This window comes from Lacinutrix himadriensis (assembly GCF_001418105.1).
Classification (GTDB): domain Bacteria; phylum Bacteroidota; class Bacteroidia; order Flavobacteriales; family Flavobacteriaceae; genus Oceanihabitans; species Oceanihabitans himadriense.
The window spans coordinates 372,655-389,443 of the sequence record NZ_LIQI01000022.1 but is presented as its reverse complement, the minus strand read 5'-3'; the positions used below and the strand labels follow the sequence as shown (position 1 = coordinate 389,443).

Genomic DNA, 16,789 nt, shown 5'->3' with positions numbered 1-16,789 from the left:
ATTCGTTTTTGATTTTATAGTTGTGATTAAAATTTATATTTAAGTTGTAGTCCAAGGTCGATACCTCTTTGGTAATCGGTTACTCCTTTACCGTTAGCAGAGTTTACTGAAACATCACCTAATGTTGTTTCTCTGTAATAATCGATGTTCGCGTTTAAAATATTTTTTGCGCTTAGGTTTATCTCTAGCTTGTCGTTTACTTTGTTTTTCCAGATGAAGTCTAATGTTGGTACTCCTTTTTCTATAACATTTCCTAATTGTCCGGAACCTAAAGCGTCAATTCGGTTAGAGAAATATGAGAATACTACGTTTGCTGTTGGTTTGTAGTTTCCAAAAGTTGGCGAATAACTAATATCAGCATTAAGTATTAATGGCGAAGCACCTTGTAGTTCTTCTTCACTTTCAGTAAAACTTACATCGTAAAAAGCACCATCTATATTCTCGTATAAATCTTGTTTTGTGTGCATGTAAGTTGCGTTAAAACCTGCAGAAAGTTTGGTGTTTTCATCTTCATCTGTCAGTAGGTTTTTTCTGATTTCTACTTCTAGACCATATACATTTGCTTTGTCTCCTGTTCTAAAGTAACGTTGTGTACCAGTTGCATCTGCACCAACCACTAAGTTTACAGGATCTTTAATTTCTTTGGTGAAAGCGGCTACAGATAGTATTTCGTTTTTGCTGAAAAACCATTCGTATTTTAAATCGATGTTTAATATTTTAGAATATCCTTTTTCTAATAAATCTGGATTACCACCAATTCTAGTAGAGATATCTTCGTAAACAAAAGGAGCAACTTCTTTAAATTCAGGAATAGAAACTGTCTGACTAGCAGAAAAACGAAGGTTCGCATCTTCCGTTAATGCATATTTTACATTTAAGGTAGGAAGGACAAAAGTTTCTTTAGAGGTTATTTCGCTATTTCCTAAGTTTCCTAAGTTGATAACATTAAAAGCGATTTTTTGTTCGAAAGACTCTAGGCGTACACCCGGAACAAATAGCCATTTTTCGCCAGATTTAATTTCAGCATCTACATAACCAGCATAAACATTAAGGTTTCCGGTATATGTGTTTTCGTATAATCCAGGTCTGTTAACATTAGATAACGTAGGAATAGGGTTAATTACTTGTATTTCATAAATCCCATCATCCCCATCGTTAAGGTTTAAATTATCTAAATTAAATACCGCATTAAAATTATTTGAATCTGCAATGGCGTATCCAGAATCTAAAATATCATATCCATAGCGAATGTTGTTAAACGTTCTTTCTTTACTTCTTCCGTTATATCCTACGTTGATTTTTACATTATCATTGGCATTGTATGCTAGATTGATTCTTCCGTTGTATTCGTTGTCTTCAATATTTTGAAAATAGCGTTGGTTATCAAAAACTACATTGCTGTAAAATGAAGGGTTTGTGTTAATGTCATTGTCTAATGCGAAATGATAATTTTCAACACTTACACGCTTTCTGTCTGGTTGTTTTGAGAATACATAGTTGTAACCAAATCCCCAATCTACATCTAGTTTTCCTGAAGAATGCTTTCCTAATAATTGGTTGACATACATTTGTGTTTGGTCAAATTGTACATTCATTTGGTAAAAACCTTCGTCTGTATTTAGAATAGCGTCACGACTTCTACCTTTTCCGTCTATACCAAAATAGCCAACTTTATCGGAAGAGTTATTAATAAATAAGGAGTTGTATTTAATGCTATTGTCGCTATCTATTTTGTAGTTAATAGATGCCATTGCTGTGGTGGTTGTGCCATATTCGTATTCTTCGGCATTATCTATAAAGGCTTTCTTTTCGGTTAGTGTGTAATCTACTGCAGAACCTTTTCGGTATTCGTAGGCATTTTCAAAAGAAGCAGTAGCAAAAACACTTAGTCTAGAACCATTGTTAAAGTTGAAAGACTTTCCAGCGGAAGCGCCATAACCAATATTAATTGGTGTACCTGCATTTTCAGGATCTACACCATGCGATAAAACTACAGCAAAAGGATTATGGTCATATCTGCCATAGTAGCCAAAATAACCAGTTCCTTCACTTCTTACAAAGTCTTTATCTATTGCATTTGTGTTAAACCCAGTGGAAACATAAGCGTCAAAGAAACCATTTCCTTTATAATCTTTCGAACTAATATCTACGTTACCAGCAGAAAAGTCTCCATAATATTTAGAGGAATATGCTTTGCTTATCGATACGTTTTCTATCACGTCGGAAGAAAATAGATTCAAATCAATATTCTTTTTATTCACATCATTAGACGGAAGCGATAAACCATTCATGGTGGTGTTTAAATATCGATCTCCTAAACCACGCACGTAAACATTACTAGATCCTTCTTGTTTGGAAACTCCAGAAATTTTAGCAACCGCACCAGCAGCATCGCTAACTCCTTTTCTAGAAAGTTCTTCGGCACCAATACTTTGTTTAATTTCTACCGCTTTCTTTTGTTCTAGTAATAAAGCAGTTTCACTTTCTCTTTTGGTAGTGGTCGTAATTACAACTTCATCTAAAGAAGCAGCACTTGCTCCCATAGTTACATCTAGGTTAGTAACTTTGTTTGCTGTAATTTCTACAACAATCTCTTGACTTTCGTAACCAACAAAGCTGTAAATAACGGTGTAGTTTCCAGCTGCTAAATCATTTATTGTATAAAGACCATCCATGTCAGAAGTTGTTCCTGTAGACGTACCCTTTATTATAACATTTGCAAAAGGAAGCGGCTCGTTGTTATACTCTTTGTCTATTAATTTTCCAGCTAAAGAACCAGAAGATTGTGCAAAGGTTGCTAAAGAAGTTAATAGTGTTATTGCTAATAAAAAATTTCTCATTACTTGTTTTAATTTCTTGAGGCAAAGAAACCCTAACTATGTAAAGTTGGTGTTAAGTGCAGGTTAAACAAGCGTAATAAAACGGTTAGCTTAATGTTATGAGATTTGCATATTATTTTTATTTGGAAATAATTTCTTAACACTAAAAATGTATCTTGCAAAAGATAAAATTGATATGATGAACTGGGAACAACTACTCTCTTTAAAGCGCTTTGGCGACACCAATAAAAGATTAAGAAAAGAACAAGACGAAACCCGTTTGGGGTTTGAGGTAGATTACGATCGTTAATCTTTTCTTCAGAATTTAGAAGCCTTCAAGATAAAACACAAGTAATACCGCTTTCGCAAACCGATTTTGTTCACACTCGCTTAACACATAGTTTAGAAGTTAGTGTTGTTGCAAGATCCTTAGGAAGGCAAGTAGGAAGAAAATTACTAGAGAAATATCCACACTTACAAAATATTCACGGATACCAAGCAAATGATTTTGGAGCCATAGTTGCTTCTGCTGCATTGGCACATGATATTGGAAACCCACCTTTTGGGCATTCGGGAGAGAAGGCTATTGGGGAGTTCTTTAAAACAGGAGCAGGGAAACAGTATAAAGAAAACCTTACCGCAAAAGAATATCAGGATTTATGTGATTTTGAAGGTAATGCAAATGGTTTTAAAATAGTTACCGAAAATAGAGAAGGTCGTCAAGGTGGTTTGCGTTTAAGTTATGCAACCCTTGGTGCTTTTATGAAATACCCCAAAGAGTCTCTTCCTAAAAAACCTACCAAACATATTGCAGATAAAAAGTATGGCTTTTTTCAAAGTGAAAAGGAAGCGTTTTTAGATGTAGCCAAAGAGCTTGGTTTAATTAGTAGAAGTAAAACAGATGTTAGTTTTTCACGTCATCCTTTAGCTTTTCTTGTAGAAGCAGCAGATGATATTTGTTACACTATTATTGATTTTGAAGACGGAATTAATTTAGGACTTATTCAAGAGGAGTACGCTTTAGAGTATTTAATTAATCTGGTTAGAGAAACTATAAACACCAAAAAATACCATCAATTAAGTAATACGCAAGATCGAATTAGCTATTTAAGAGCATTGGCTATTAATACACTTATTAATGAAGCTGTTGCTATTTTTATTGCAAATGAAGAGGCTATATTGAAAGATGAATTTAAAATCGCTTTGTTAGACAAAAGTAAATATGAAGCGCAAATAAACGATATCATTAAGATAAGTGTCGATAATGTATATCAATCTATAGAAGTGGTGGATAAAGAGATTTCTGGTTATCAAGTCTTGAATACCTTATTAAGTGTTTATACCAAAGCAATTAATAATAATTATAATGGCACACCTACTAATTACGATACACTTGTACTTAAGCGATTACCCAAAATGATTAATATAAATGAAGATAATTTATACTTAAGATTATTGAGTATTTGTAACTATGTTTCTTTGCTCTCAGACAGTAAAGCCATTATGGTCTATAAGAAAATTAAAGGATTAAGCTTTAACATATAAGATTTTTTTATATGTCTCTAGTTTTGTTATATTTGCTTTTACTAGAAAAAATAAATTATGAAAAAGATTACCTATCTATTTAGTGTTTTTTTTGTTTTCGTTTTAGTTGGATGTAATTCTAACCAAGAATCGAAAAATGATACGGCACAATTAAAAAAATTACATGCTGAAAATTTAGCAAAAAGCCCTTTTACAGAACAATTGAAGTTAAGTAAAACGGAAAGAAAAGAGCATAGGTTGACTCCTAACAAATATAATGAGGAAATGTGGGAATTAACCATGAATCCTGAATTAGGAAGACCAACTCCAGAAAAAGTATCCCAATTACAAAAAGAACTTCTTGAACAAAGAGCAGAAGCATTTGTAGAAGGAAGAGTTCCTGGTGATGCAATGGATAATGGTTGGGTTTCACGTGGACCTAATAATGTAGGAGGTAGAACAAGAGCTGTTATGTTTGATCCAAATGACACATCAAACAACACCGTATTTGCTGGTGGTGTAAGTGGGGGTTTATGGAGAAATTCTAATATATCTAGTGCTAGTACTGTATGGGAACGCGTAGGTATTCCAGAAAATTTAGCAGTTTCTGTTATTGTAGCAGATCCTAACGATTCACAAATATTTTATGTTGGAACTGGTGAATCTTATGGAGGTGGAGATGCAACAGGAGATGGTGTATGGCAATCTACAGATGGAGGTAGTACTTGGACAAGAATTTTTGGTGAAAGCACTGGAGATAGTTATTTTGTATCTGCTTCTAGTATTTCTGTTAATTCACCTGCTAGTATTGCAGGAGATTATCAATCTTTTGCAACAACAGCTTTTGGTACAGAAATTACCACTACTGTATCTGGAGATTTAATCTTAGCAAATGATCCTAGTCCTGTTTCTCCTCAAGTTGCAGAGAATGGATGTAATGGTTTTGGGCCAAGTGCATCTGGTAAAGTTGCATTAATACGTCGTGGAAATTGTGATTTTGATATTAAAGTAAAAAATGCAGAAATTGCAGGAGCAATAGCTGTTATTATGATGAATAACGTTGCAGGGGAACCTGTTCCAATGGGAGGAGATGATACTACGATTGGTATACCTTCGGTAATGATTTCTAAAGAAGATGGAGACGCAATTGAAGCTGCTTTAGCTTCTGGAACCGTAAGTGTTTCTTTAAATCCTGCTTCAGGAGATTTTACAGCAACTGTAATTCCTGGTGTATTATTGGTTAACGATATTATTGTTGTAGATAATAATGGAACTTCTGATATTTATGTTGCTGCTGGAGATGGAGTTTATAGTGCTTCTAATGCTACAACTTCAATAGGTGGAGAAACGTATGGTATCTATAAATCATCAGATGAAGGTGCAAACTGGTCTCAAATAAATATGCCGCTAACAGCAGATGTAGATGGTCATAAATTTGAACCTAACGATTTAGATTACGATGCTGCAGGTACCATATGGGTAGCTACAAATAATAGTACGCTTTATGGCGATGGAGGTGGAACCATTTTATCTTCTACAGATAATGGTGCAACATTTAATATAATTTATACGGTTACAAATGGTGTTAGAACGCAAATAGCAGCATCAAAAACAACTGCAAATAAAGTATATCTTTTAGCAGAATTGTCAACAGGAGGTGTAACAATGAAATATACTACCTCTGGTTTTTTCCCTGCATTCTTTATAGATGATAAAGCGCTACCAAATGATGCAGATCCTAGTATTGAAGCAACTGACTTTCCTAGATTACAAGCTTGGTATAATTTATATCTATCCTTAGATCCTAATAATGATAATGTATTATATACAGGAGGAATTGATTTATTTAAAACCACAAATGGAGCATCTTCTTGGACGCAACTTTCTCATTGGTATGGTGGATTTGGTAAACAGTATGTACATGCAGATCAGCATATCGCTGTTTTTGCTCCTGGAGATTCTAATAAAGTACTCTTTGGTAATGATGGTGGTGTTTATTATTCTAGTAATGGAGGTGTAACTATTGAAGATAGAAATAATGGTTTTGTAACTTCTCAGTTTTATACGGTTGGTGTAGGTCCAACAACAGCTTTTACTGGAGATTATTTTGCAGGAGGTTTACAAGATAACGGTACGCAACTTTTTCAAAATGCGAATCCTACAGGAACAGATAGTTCTTCGGAACCTTACGGAGGTGATGGTGCCTATACCTTTTTTGATCAAGATGGTACAGATAGATATTTTATTAGAAACTATGTGTATAACAGTGGTGTGAATCTTTATAATTTTGATGGAGCAAATGTTACTATTAATAATGAGTCTTCAAGTAATGGGTCATTCATTAATCCACAAGCATTAGATTCTAATTTAGATATATTATATTCTAATTATTCTTCTGGAACAAATAATATTATTAAAAGATACTCCGGAATTAAATCTAATGCAACGTTAGCTAGTACTAATTTAACAAGCACTGTAGAGTTAACTGCAGCGCCTACTGCATTAACGGTTTCTCCTTATACTACCACTTCTTCTAAGTTGTTAGTAGGAACAAGATTAGGGGATATTATTTTAGTGGAAAATGCAAATACAGGTTCACCAACTTGGACGAATCTAGATAATAGAGTAATTGTTGGTAGTATTTCTGATATAGAATACGGACAATCTGAAAATGAAATTTTTGTTACTGTACATAATTATGGTGTAAACAACATTTGGTATTCTGGTGATGCTGGAGCTAACTGGGAACAAAAAGATGGTGACTTACCAGATTTACCAGTGAAAGCAATTTTACAAAATCCTTTAAATTTAGAAGAAGTACTTATTGGTACAGAATTAGGAGCTTGGTATACTAGCAATTTCTCTGATGCATCTCCTACTTGGACACAAGCTTATAATGATATGAGCAATGTAAGAGTATTAGATATTGATTTAAGAGATGATAATATGGTATTTGTTGCTACGCATGGTCGTGGTGTTTTCTCTGGACAGTTTACTCCAGATTCTTTAAGTATTGATGAAAATACAGAGAATGCATTTAGCATTTATCCTAACCCATCTAACGGAACAATACATATTAAAACAACCCAAAATTACGGGAAGGCTGTCGCTGCAATTTTTGATATGAATGGTAGAAAAGTGTTTTCAGCAGAATTATCTTTAAACCAACAATCTACAATTGAAGCGAATAATTTGGCTACAGGTATGTATGTATTAAAAATTCAAGGTGCTAATTTCTCTCATTCAGAAAAGTTAGTTATCAAGAAGTAATTATAAGATACTATTAGATAAAAAATGCCACTTTTTAAGTGGCATTTTTTTATGCAATAAACTTTAGTGTTAAGTGATATTATTCCTACGTATAATGTGTGAATAGTTAAAAATCAGGCGTTTTGCGGATTAAAATTGCTTTTAATCGATATTTTTATTAAGTTTGATTTCGAATAGTATAGATGTTTAATAAAATTGTTTCTTGAAAACAATATTAAAAACTAAATTATGAAAAAGAACCTACTAGGAGCAATTGTTATATTCTTTGTAACGTTTGCGTGTTTATTGGTTATTAATGAAGTGTCCAGTAATCAGGATTCAGAAGTGGAAAATGATCAGTATTACGTTACCGATTAACAGATCTCTTCTATTTTTTTAGCAATACTTACTGCGTTTAACTCCAGTACGTGTTGTAATTCTAATGTACTACCTTGTTCTATAAAGTTATCTGGAACACCTAAAACGATTATTTCATTTTTATAATTGTTTTTTGCTGCAAATTCTAGAATAGCACTTCCAAAACCACCTTTAATAGTGCCATCTTCGATAGTAATAATGCTTTTGTATGTATTACATATTTTGTGTAATAATGTTTCATCCAGAGGCTTTATAAAACGCATGTCGTAATGTGCAACATTAATTTTATTAGAAACCAAATCTATTGCGTCTGTTACATTCGTTGCCATAGTGCCAATACTTAAAACGGCTATATTTTTTCCTTCTTTTAAACAGGTTCCTTTGCCAATTTCAATAGTAGTAAAAGGTTGTTTCCAATCTATTATTTCCCCTCTTCCTCTTGGATAGCGAATTGCAATTGGTAATTCTAATCCAAGTTGTGCAGTATACATGATATCACGAAGTTCTATTTCGTTTCTAGGAGAAAATAGGATGAGGTTTGGTATGCATCTTAAATAGGCTATATCAAAAACACCATGATGTGTGGCTCCATCTTCTCCAACTAATCCAGCTCTGTCTAAACAAAATATTACTGGTAGTTTCTGTAAAGCTACGTCATGTACTACTTGGTCATAGGCACGTTGTAAAAAAGTAGAGTAAATGTTACAAAAAGGAATATAGCCTTGTGTTGCCATTCCTGCTGCTAATGTTACTGCATGCTGTTCGGCAATACCAACATCTAAAGCACGATCTGGGAATTCCTGCATCATGTATTTTAAAGAACTTCCAGTAGGCATTGCGGGAGTAATACCAATTATTTTATCATTTTTTCTAGCAAGTTCTACAATAGTATGACCAAAAACATCTTGAAATTTTGGAGGCTGTATTTGGGTGGTTTTCTCATATAAATCTCCAGTTTCTGCATTAAACTTCCCTGGAGCATGATAGGTTACTTGGTTTTCTTCAGCTTGTTTTAAACCTTTTCCTTTTGTGGTAATGATATGTAAGAACTTTGGACCTTTAACTTCTTTAAGACGTTCCAATTCTAAAACTAGAGCAGGTAAATCATGACCATCTATTGGTCCCGAATAATTAAAATTTAAAGCTTCAAAAATATTATCTTGTTTTTGTGTTCCTTTTTTAACGTTGGTTAGATATTGTTTTAAAGCACCAACACTAGGGTCTATACCAATAGCGTTGTCGTTTAAAATAACCAATAGGTTAGCATTGGTAACTCCGGCATGGTTTAGTCCTTCAAAAGCCATTCCGCTTGCAATAGAAGCATCGCCAATTACTGCAATATGTTGTTTGTTTACTTCTCCTTTTAATTGGGAAACTAAAGCCATTCCTAAAGCAGCCGAAATAGAAGTAGAAGAATGCCCAACACCAAAAGTATCATAAATGCTTTCTTCGCGTTTTGGAAAACCAGAAATGCCACCAAGTTGTCTGTTGGTGTGAAAAGTATTTTTTCTACCCGTAAGTAGTTTATGCACATAGGCTTGGTGACCAACATCCCAAACTAATAAATCTTCGGGAGTATTAAACACATAATGTAAAGCAATAGTGAGTTCTACAACACCAAGACTAGCACCTAAATGTCCTTCTTTGGTGGCAACGATATTAATTATAAAGGCACGCAGTTCTTTGGCAAGTGCAGGTAATTGCTCTTGTTTTAGAAGGCGTAAATCTTTTGGGTAATTAATATGGTCCAGCATGGTATTCATCTACTGCAAATGTAATATTTGAAAATGATACTATTACTAATATCATTTGAAATTGTACTTTTACAAGAATTATTAATCCTTGAAGTTACCGCTATGATTACACCTTTTGATGACACGTATTTTATGAAAAAAGCACTTCAAGAAGCGGAAGCTGCTTTAGAAAAAGGGGAGGTTCCTGTTGGTGCTGTTATTGTTGTAGAAGACAGAATTATTGCAAGAGCACATAATTTAACAGAAATGCTTAATGATGTTACTGCTCATGCCGAAATGCAAGCTATTACTGCTGCTGCAAATTTTTTAGGAGGAAAGTATCTTAAAAACTGTACCTTATATGTAACGTTAGAGCCTTGTCAAATGTGCGCAGGTGCTTTGTATTGGAGTCAGATTTCAAAAATTGTGTATGGTGCTACAGACGATCATCGTGGTTGTGGTGTTATGGGAACAAAACTACATCCTAAAACAAAAGTAGAAGGTGGTGTTTTGCGGAAGAAGCTTCTGCAATTATGAAACGTTTTTTTAGTGATAAGCGGAATTTGAATTAGTGTTTTTATTTTGTTGGTGAAAAACACCAACAAAGGCAAGAATTAGTGTGTTTATAATTTGTTTTTTTTGGGTTGCTGAAAAACACCAACAAAGACAATAAAAAATACATGCAAAGGCTAAATTAAATTAGCCAATGTTGGTGTTTTTCACCAACATTTAAAACTAATGTTGTTGTTTCACCAACATTTTAAAGCTGTTTTATTGGTAAAAAACACGTGCAAAGACTAAAGGAATGAAACTTAGTTGGTATGTATAAAGAAATACTTGCAAAACAAAATCTACATGTGTGCGAAAAAGAACGCTAGTAGATTGGTGCATTAGCGATAGAAACGGCATCCTTTTCAAGAAGCTTTGATAAACAAGTAATAAAACTTCAGGCTTTTCTGATTATTAAAGTGATTCCATAACAAATATGGGACTGCTTCGCGGAAAAGATATAGTGGATAGCGCGACGCTTTGTAGTTTTTACGGAAAAGGGTAATGCCCAAATTATAACTTTCGGTTATCACCTTCTCGTTCGCGCATTTTGTCTAAATTCTCTTTAGTTAGCATATAATCTTGAAGGTTTTTGTTTTTCCAAGTGTGGTAGGTGAATAGCGGAAAGAAAAGTAAGAAAAGACCTAAAACGCCAAATCCGATTAGTTTTTCGGAATAGTCTACTTCTAAAAAATAACCAGCAATAATACTAGAAGAGCAGGCGATAAATAAAAGGTATAGGAAATATTTCATGGGTTCGAATTTGTTGTTTTAATGGGCTAAAGTAGTTTTTATGTTTTAGACTACTACGTGAAATTTATTAATTGCTGTCTGTATGCGGTTAATAGTTTGGATCTTGAAATATAGCCATAATATTTTCCGTCTTTAATAACTGGTAAATTCCATGCGCCGCTAGACTTGAATTTATCCATAATAACATGCATTCTGTCTTCTTCATAATTAATGATGCCAGCATCGGCGTGCATGAGGCTAGCGACATCTACGGTGTCGTAAAGTTCTGTGTTAAACATCATGTGTCTAATATCGTCCAAGCGAATAACGCCTAAAAATTCATGTTTATCGTTTACCACTGGAAAATGATTTCTAGAAGATTTAGCCACTGCATTTTTGAGTACCTCTCCCAATTTCATTTCTGGTTTTAAAATGATGAAATTGGTTTCAATAACTTTATTAATATCTAAAACCATTAAAACATTTTTGTCTTTGTCGTGTGTCATCAATTCGCCACGTTGCGCTAGTTTTAAGGTGTAAATGGAATGGGATACATAATATTTTGTGATGGCGAATGAAATGGCAGAAACGGTCATCAATGGTACAAAAAGTTCATAACCACTAGTGATTTCTGCAATCAAGAAAATAGCTGTTAATGGCGCATGAAGTACTCCTGCCATTAATCCAGTCATTCCGATAAGGGTGAAATTAGATTCGGATACATGAAAACCTAATCCGATATTATTGATAATTTTAGCAAATGCATTACCTATGGCGCTTCCCATAATAAGTGTTGGTATAAAAACACCTCCTACACCTCCTGCTCCAAAAGTTGCAGTCATAGCAATGGCTTTAAAAACGGCAATGCCTATTAAAAGACCAATAACGATCCAGATATTGGATAAATCTAAATCCAAAGGCGTTTTTCCTATTGCAGAAAGATGATCTCCTTTTAAAAGGTTGTTCATTATTCCGTAACCTTCACCATAAAGTGGTGGAATAAAATAAAGAATGGTGCCTATGGCTAAGCCACCTATTAATAGTCTAATTGCTCGACTTTCAAACTGTTTAAAAAAATTGGTTATTGCGAAAAATACTTTTGAGAAATAGACAGAAGCTAATGCCGTTACTAAACCTAAAACTAGATAAAAACCAATGTCGTTTACTTCAAATTTATCGGTTAATTCAAAACGAAGCAGTACGTCAGTTCCTAAAAACATATACGATGTTAATACTGCCGAAACGGAAGCCAATAATAGAGGGACTAAAGAGGTAAAAGCAAGATTCAGACTAAAAATTTCTAAGGCAAAAACGATGGCTGCAATGGGAGCTTTAAACATAGATGCCATAGCGCCTGCAGCAGCACAACCGATTAATAGTAATCTCGTTTTTGTGCTCATATTAAATAATCGTGCAACGTTGGAGCCTAACGCTGCTCCTACGCTAACAGCAGGTCCTTGTAATCCTACCGAACCCCCAAAACCAGCAGTAAGTGGTGCGGTGATTAAAGATGCGTAAATATTATACTTTGGAATTATTCCGTTGAGTTTCGATATGGCGTATAAGGTGGATGAAATGCCATGGCCAATATGCTTTTTTAACCATATTTGTTTAATAATATAAACTAATAATAAGCCTATTATTGGGAATATAAAATAAAGTGCATGGTGGTTATTTCGGAAGAAGCTTAACTCAAAAAGCAAGCGAATATAATGCGTTAAATTTTTTAAAACCACAGTACCCATTCCTGCAAGAAAACCAACTAAAATACTAAGAATATACACAAACTGACTTTCGGAAATGTGCTTGTATTTCCAAATTAAGAATCTGCGTAATAGATTTTTGGTGGTTAATGGCATGTTTTTAAAGGACTAAATTTTCTATATCCTGTTTGTTATTACTAGTAGCTTCTAATTTCTTTGTTACTAGTAACTTATAAGATATACTAATTTCAATATTTTTTTTGGTAAAACAGGTTATAATTTCACAAAATTAGGACTTTCCGAATAAAATAATCGAATATAGTATTAAAACACTATCATGTAATAGGTTGTGTTTGTGGATTTGGACTATTGGATATGTTGTATTATGACTCGCCTTGTAAGTTTATTAGCTGGCGTCGATAAGCTGTTAATAGCTTCGATTTGGATATGAATCCGTAGTATTTCCCATCTTTTTTCACAGGTAAATTCCAAGCGCTACTATCTTGAAATTTTTTCATAATATCGGTCATTTTATCTTTGTCTAAGTTAATGACTTCTGGTGGTTTCTGCATTAAATCGGATGCAATAACATTATGATATAAGGATTGATCGAACATGATAGGGCGTAAATCATCTAAGAGAATAATGCCTTCTAACCTTTGACTTTCTTTGTTTATAACTGGGTAAATATTACGTTTCGATTGGATGACTGCTTTTTGGATTATTTCTTCTAAAGTCATATCGGGGCTAAGTTTAATGAAGTTTGTTTCAATAACTTTATCAATATCCATTAAAGTTAAAACAGCATGGTCTTTGTCGTGGGTAATTAATTCGCCTTTTCTTCCAAGTTCCATGTTGTATACGGAATGTGGTTTAAAATACTTGGTAATACTATATGAAATAGTTGCAGTAAGCATCAGTGGTATAAAAAGCTCATAGCCTCCAGTAAGTTCTGCTATTAAGAAAATAGCGGTTAACGGCGCATGCAGAACACCTGCAAGAAGACCAGCCATACCTACTAAAGTGAAATTACTTTCGGAAATGGATGTTTTAAATAATCCGCAATGATTAATAATTTTCGACATGGTAAAACCCATGATACTTCCCATAAAAAGGGTTGGAGCAAAAATACCTCCAACACCACCAGCTCCAAAAGTAAGTGCGCTTGCAATAATTTTAAAAAGCATCAGTCCGATTAAAAGAAAAACAACCGTCCAAATGTTGGTTAAATCCATATCAAATAGATTGTTTGTCAATGCTTTTTCTGGATTTCCGACAATTAAATTATTAATAACATCGAAGCCTTCCCCATAAAGTGGCGGAATTAAATAAACAAGAATTCCAATACCGATACCACCAACAAGCAGCTTTTTAATCGGACTGTTTAGTTTGTCGAAAAGCTTCTGAATACGGTCGTAAACTTCGGTGAAATATTGGATATAAAAGCGGCAACGATTCCTAAAATAATATAAAAAGGTGCATCAGAAAGATAGAATTTATCTTCAATGCTAAAAGGTAATAGTACATCACTTCCAAAGAAGAATCGAGAGGTTAAAATAGCGGAAAGCGATGCTAATAATAAAGGCAACATCGAAGCAATGGTTAAATCTAAACTAAACACTTCAATAGCAAAAATAATAGCAGCAATGGGTGCTTTAAAAATAGAACTCATGGCACCAGCAGCAGCGCAACCAATAAGTAAAGTTCTAGTAGTTTGATTCATGTGAAACATTCTAGAAATGTTGGAGCCTAATGCTGCTCCTGTTGCTACTGTTGGGCCTTCTAGTCCAACCGAACCACCAAAACCTACCGTTAGAGGAGCGGTTAATATAGAACCGAACATTTGGTAGCGTTTCATGATCCCTTTGCGTTTGGAAATGGCATAGAGCGTAGAAGGAATCCCGTGGCTTACTTTGTTTCTTATTATGTATTTAATACTGAAATAAACGAGCGTTAATCCTAAAATTGGAAACAAAAAGTAAAATGCGTGATGGTAATCTTTTATTAATTTAGTTTCTAATAAGTGCTGAATAAAATGCGTTAAATTTTTTAATACCACTGCGCCCATACCGGAAGCAAAACCAATAAGGATACTTAGTATGTAAACAAATTGCCGTTTGGAAATGTGCTTGGCTCTCCAAATAAGAATTTGTTTTAAAATGGTTTTTTTTGGCATTATTATTAGGACTAAAAAATCCTGCAAAAGCAGGATTTTAAAATTATGATTTCAAATTAAGTTTTAAGCTTAACTCGGTTAACTGTTCATCATCAATTGGAGCAGGAGCGTCTATCATGACGTCACGGCCAGAATTGTTTTTTGGGAATGCTATAAAATCTCTAATGGTTTCTTGTCCGCCTAAAATAGAAACCAATCTATCTAGTCCGAAAGCAAGTCCACCATGCGGTGGTGCACCATATTCAAAAGCATCCATTAAAAAGCCAAATTGCGCTTTAGCTTCTTCTTCGCTAAAACCTAAATGCTTTAACATGATTGCTTGTGTTTTTTTATCGTGAATTCTAATCGATCCTCCACCAATTTCATTTCCGTTTAAAACCAAATCATAGGCATTGGCTTTCACTTCTCCAGGGTTGGTATCTAATAATTCTATTTGTCCAGGTTTTGGTGATGTAAATGGATGATGCATGGCATGGTAATGTCCGGTTTCTTCATCTAATTCTAATAAAGGGAAATCGATTACCCAAAGAGGTGCGAATACTTTTGGGTCGCGTAAACCTAAGCGTGTTGCTAATTCCATACGTAAAGCACTTAACTGCGCTCTTACTTTATTAGTGTCTCCAGATAATACACATACTAGGTCGCCAGGTTTTGCTCCTGTAATTTCGGCCCATTTTGCTAAATCTTCTTGATCGTAAAATTTATCTACAGACGATTTAAAAGTACCATCATCGTTACATCTAGAATAAATCATCCCTAAAGCACCAACTTGCGGACGCTTCACCCAATCAATTATTTTATCTATTTCTTTTCTTGTATATGAGTTTCCGCCAGGAACAGCAATACCAACAACTAATTCTGCGCTATTGAAAACGCCAAATTCTTTGTGTTGTGCTACGGCATTAAGTTCACCAAATTCCATTCCGAAACGAATATCTGGTTTGTCGTTTCCGTATAAACGCATCGCGTCATCATAAAGCATTCTTGGAAATTTCTCTACTTCAACACCATTTACTTCTTTTAATAAATGACGTGTCAATCCTTCAAAAGCATTTAAGATATCTTCTTGCTCTATAAAAGCCATTTCACAGTCAATTTGTGTAAATTCTGGCTGTCTGTCTGCACGTAAGTCTTCGTCTCTAAAGCATTTTACAATTTGAAAATACTTATCCATTCCACCAACCATAAGTAGTTGTTTGAATGTTTGTGGCGATTGTGGAAGTGCGTAAAATTGTCCTGCATTCATTCTGGATGGCACAACAAAATCGCGAGCTCCTTCTGGAGTAGATTTAATTAAATAAGGCGTTTCTACCTCTATAAAACCATCGTTAGACAAGTAGTTTCTTACCTCTTGTGTTACTTTTGCTCTAAAGATTAAATTGTCTTTAACAGGATTACGTCTAATATCTAAGTAACGATATTTCATACGTAGTTCTTCACCTCCATCCGTTTCATCTTCAATAGTGAAAGGAGGAACTAATGCTTCGTTTAAAATATTTAATTCAGAAACTAAGATTTCAATGTCTCCAGTAGTCATCTTAGGGTTTTTAGATGCACGCTCAATAACAGTTCCTTTGACTTGAATTACAAATTCACGACCTAATTTTTGAGCTTGTTCTAGCATCGTTTTAGAAGTACGCTCTTCATCAAACACTAATTGTGTTATTCCGTATCTATCTCGTAAATCTACCCAAGCAATAAACCCTTTATCTCTCGATTTTTGAACCCAACCTGCAAGAGTTACTTCTGTATTTATATGTGATGCATTTAACTCACCACAATTATGACTTCTGTACATAAATTTTTATTTAAAGTGCAAATTTAACATTTATATTGTGACTTTAATTGGTATTGTGAAAACTAATTTTAATAGTGTATATCGGGGATTATAGTATGTTTTTATTATTATATACTCATAAAAAGTGA

Annotated in this window: 7 protein-coding genes and 3 pseudogenes; 4 read left to right on the top strand and 6 right to left on the bottom strand. The window is 34.1% G+C overall.

Annotated elements, in window-relative coordinates; all coding sequences use genetic code 11:
• Nucleotides 1-26: 26 nt before the first annotated feature.
• Nucleotides 27-2,840, bottom strand: coding sequence for a TonB-dependent receptor (locus tag AMD28_RS09380; protein WP_055443872.1), 2,814 nt, complete (start codon nt 2,838-2,840; stop codon nt 27-29).
• Between the two features lie 178 nt (nt 2,841-3,018).
• On the opposite strand from AMD28_RS09380, the pseudogene dgt reads away from it, so the two are divergent.
• The 3 genes and pseudogenes from dgt to AMD28_RS19035 all read left to right on the top strand — a co-directional run bounded on the left by dgt (nt 3,019) and on the right by AMD28_RS19035 (nt 7,970).
• A pseudogene (gene dgt / locus AMD28_RS09375) lies at nt 3,019-4,364 on the top strand (dGTP triphosphohydrolase).
• 57 nt (nt 4,365-4,421) lie between these two features.
• Entirely contained in the window at nt 4,422-7,613 is a 3,192-nt protein-coding gene (locus AMD28_RS09370; protein ID WP_055443871.1) for a PA domain-containing protein, read from the top strand.
• Nucleotides 7,614-7,841: 228 nt separating this feature from the next.
• On the top strand, nt 7,842-7,970 hold the full coding sequence (locus AMD28_RS19035; protein ID WP_275077404.1) for a hypothetical protein: 129 nt from the start codon (nt 7,842-7,844) through the stop codon (nt 7,968-7,970).
• On the opposite strand, the gene dxs is transcribed toward AMD28_RS19035, so the two are convergent.
• Nucleotides 7,967-9,733, bottom strand: a complete 1,767-nt coding sequence (dxs, locus tag AMD28_RS09365; RefSeq protein ID WP_055443870.1) for a 1-deoxy-D-xylulose-5-phosphate synthase — start codon at nt 9,731-9,733, stop codon at nt 7,967-7,969. The two genes, AMD28_RS19035 and dxs, sit on opposite strands and share 4 nt — an antisense overlap.
• A 93-nt stretch (nt 9,734-9,826) precedes the next feature.
• Here dxs and AMD28_RS09360 point away from each other — a divergent pair.
• Nucleotides 9,827-10,275, top strand: a pseudogene (locus AMD28_RS09360) (nucleoside deaminase).
• Between the two features lie 490 nt (nt 10,276-10,765).
• On the opposite strand, the gene AMD28_RS09355 reads toward AMD28_RS09360, so the two are convergent.
• From AMD28_RS09355 to aspS, 4 genes and pseudogenes are all read right to left on the bottom strand, one after another.
• A complete protein-coding gene (locus AMD28_RS09355; RefSeq protein ID WP_055443869.1) occupies nt 10,766-11,005 on the bottom strand; it encodes a hypothetical protein in 240 nt (79 codons plus the stop codon).
• Nucleotides 11,006-11,058: 53 nt separating this feature from the next.
• Nucleotides 11,059-12,843, bottom strand: coding sequence for a chloride channel protein (locus AMD28_RS09350; RefSeq protein WP_055443868.1), 1,785 nt, complete (start codon nt 12,841-12,843; stop codon nt 11,059-11,061).
• A gap of 227 nt (nt 12,844-13,070) precedes the next feature.
• Nucleotides 13,071-14,863 (bottom strand): annotated as a pseudogene (locus AMD28_RS09345) (chloride channel protein).
• Nucleotides 14,864-14,906: 43 nt separating this feature from the next.
• On the bottom strand, nt 14,907-16,661 hold the full coding sequence (gene aspS, locus AMD28_RS09340) for an aspartate--tRNA ligase (RefSeq protein WP_055443867.1): 1,755 nt from the start codon (nt 16,659-16,661) through the stop codon (nt 14,907-14,909).
• Nucleotides 16,662-16,789 lie beyond the last annotated feature (128 nt).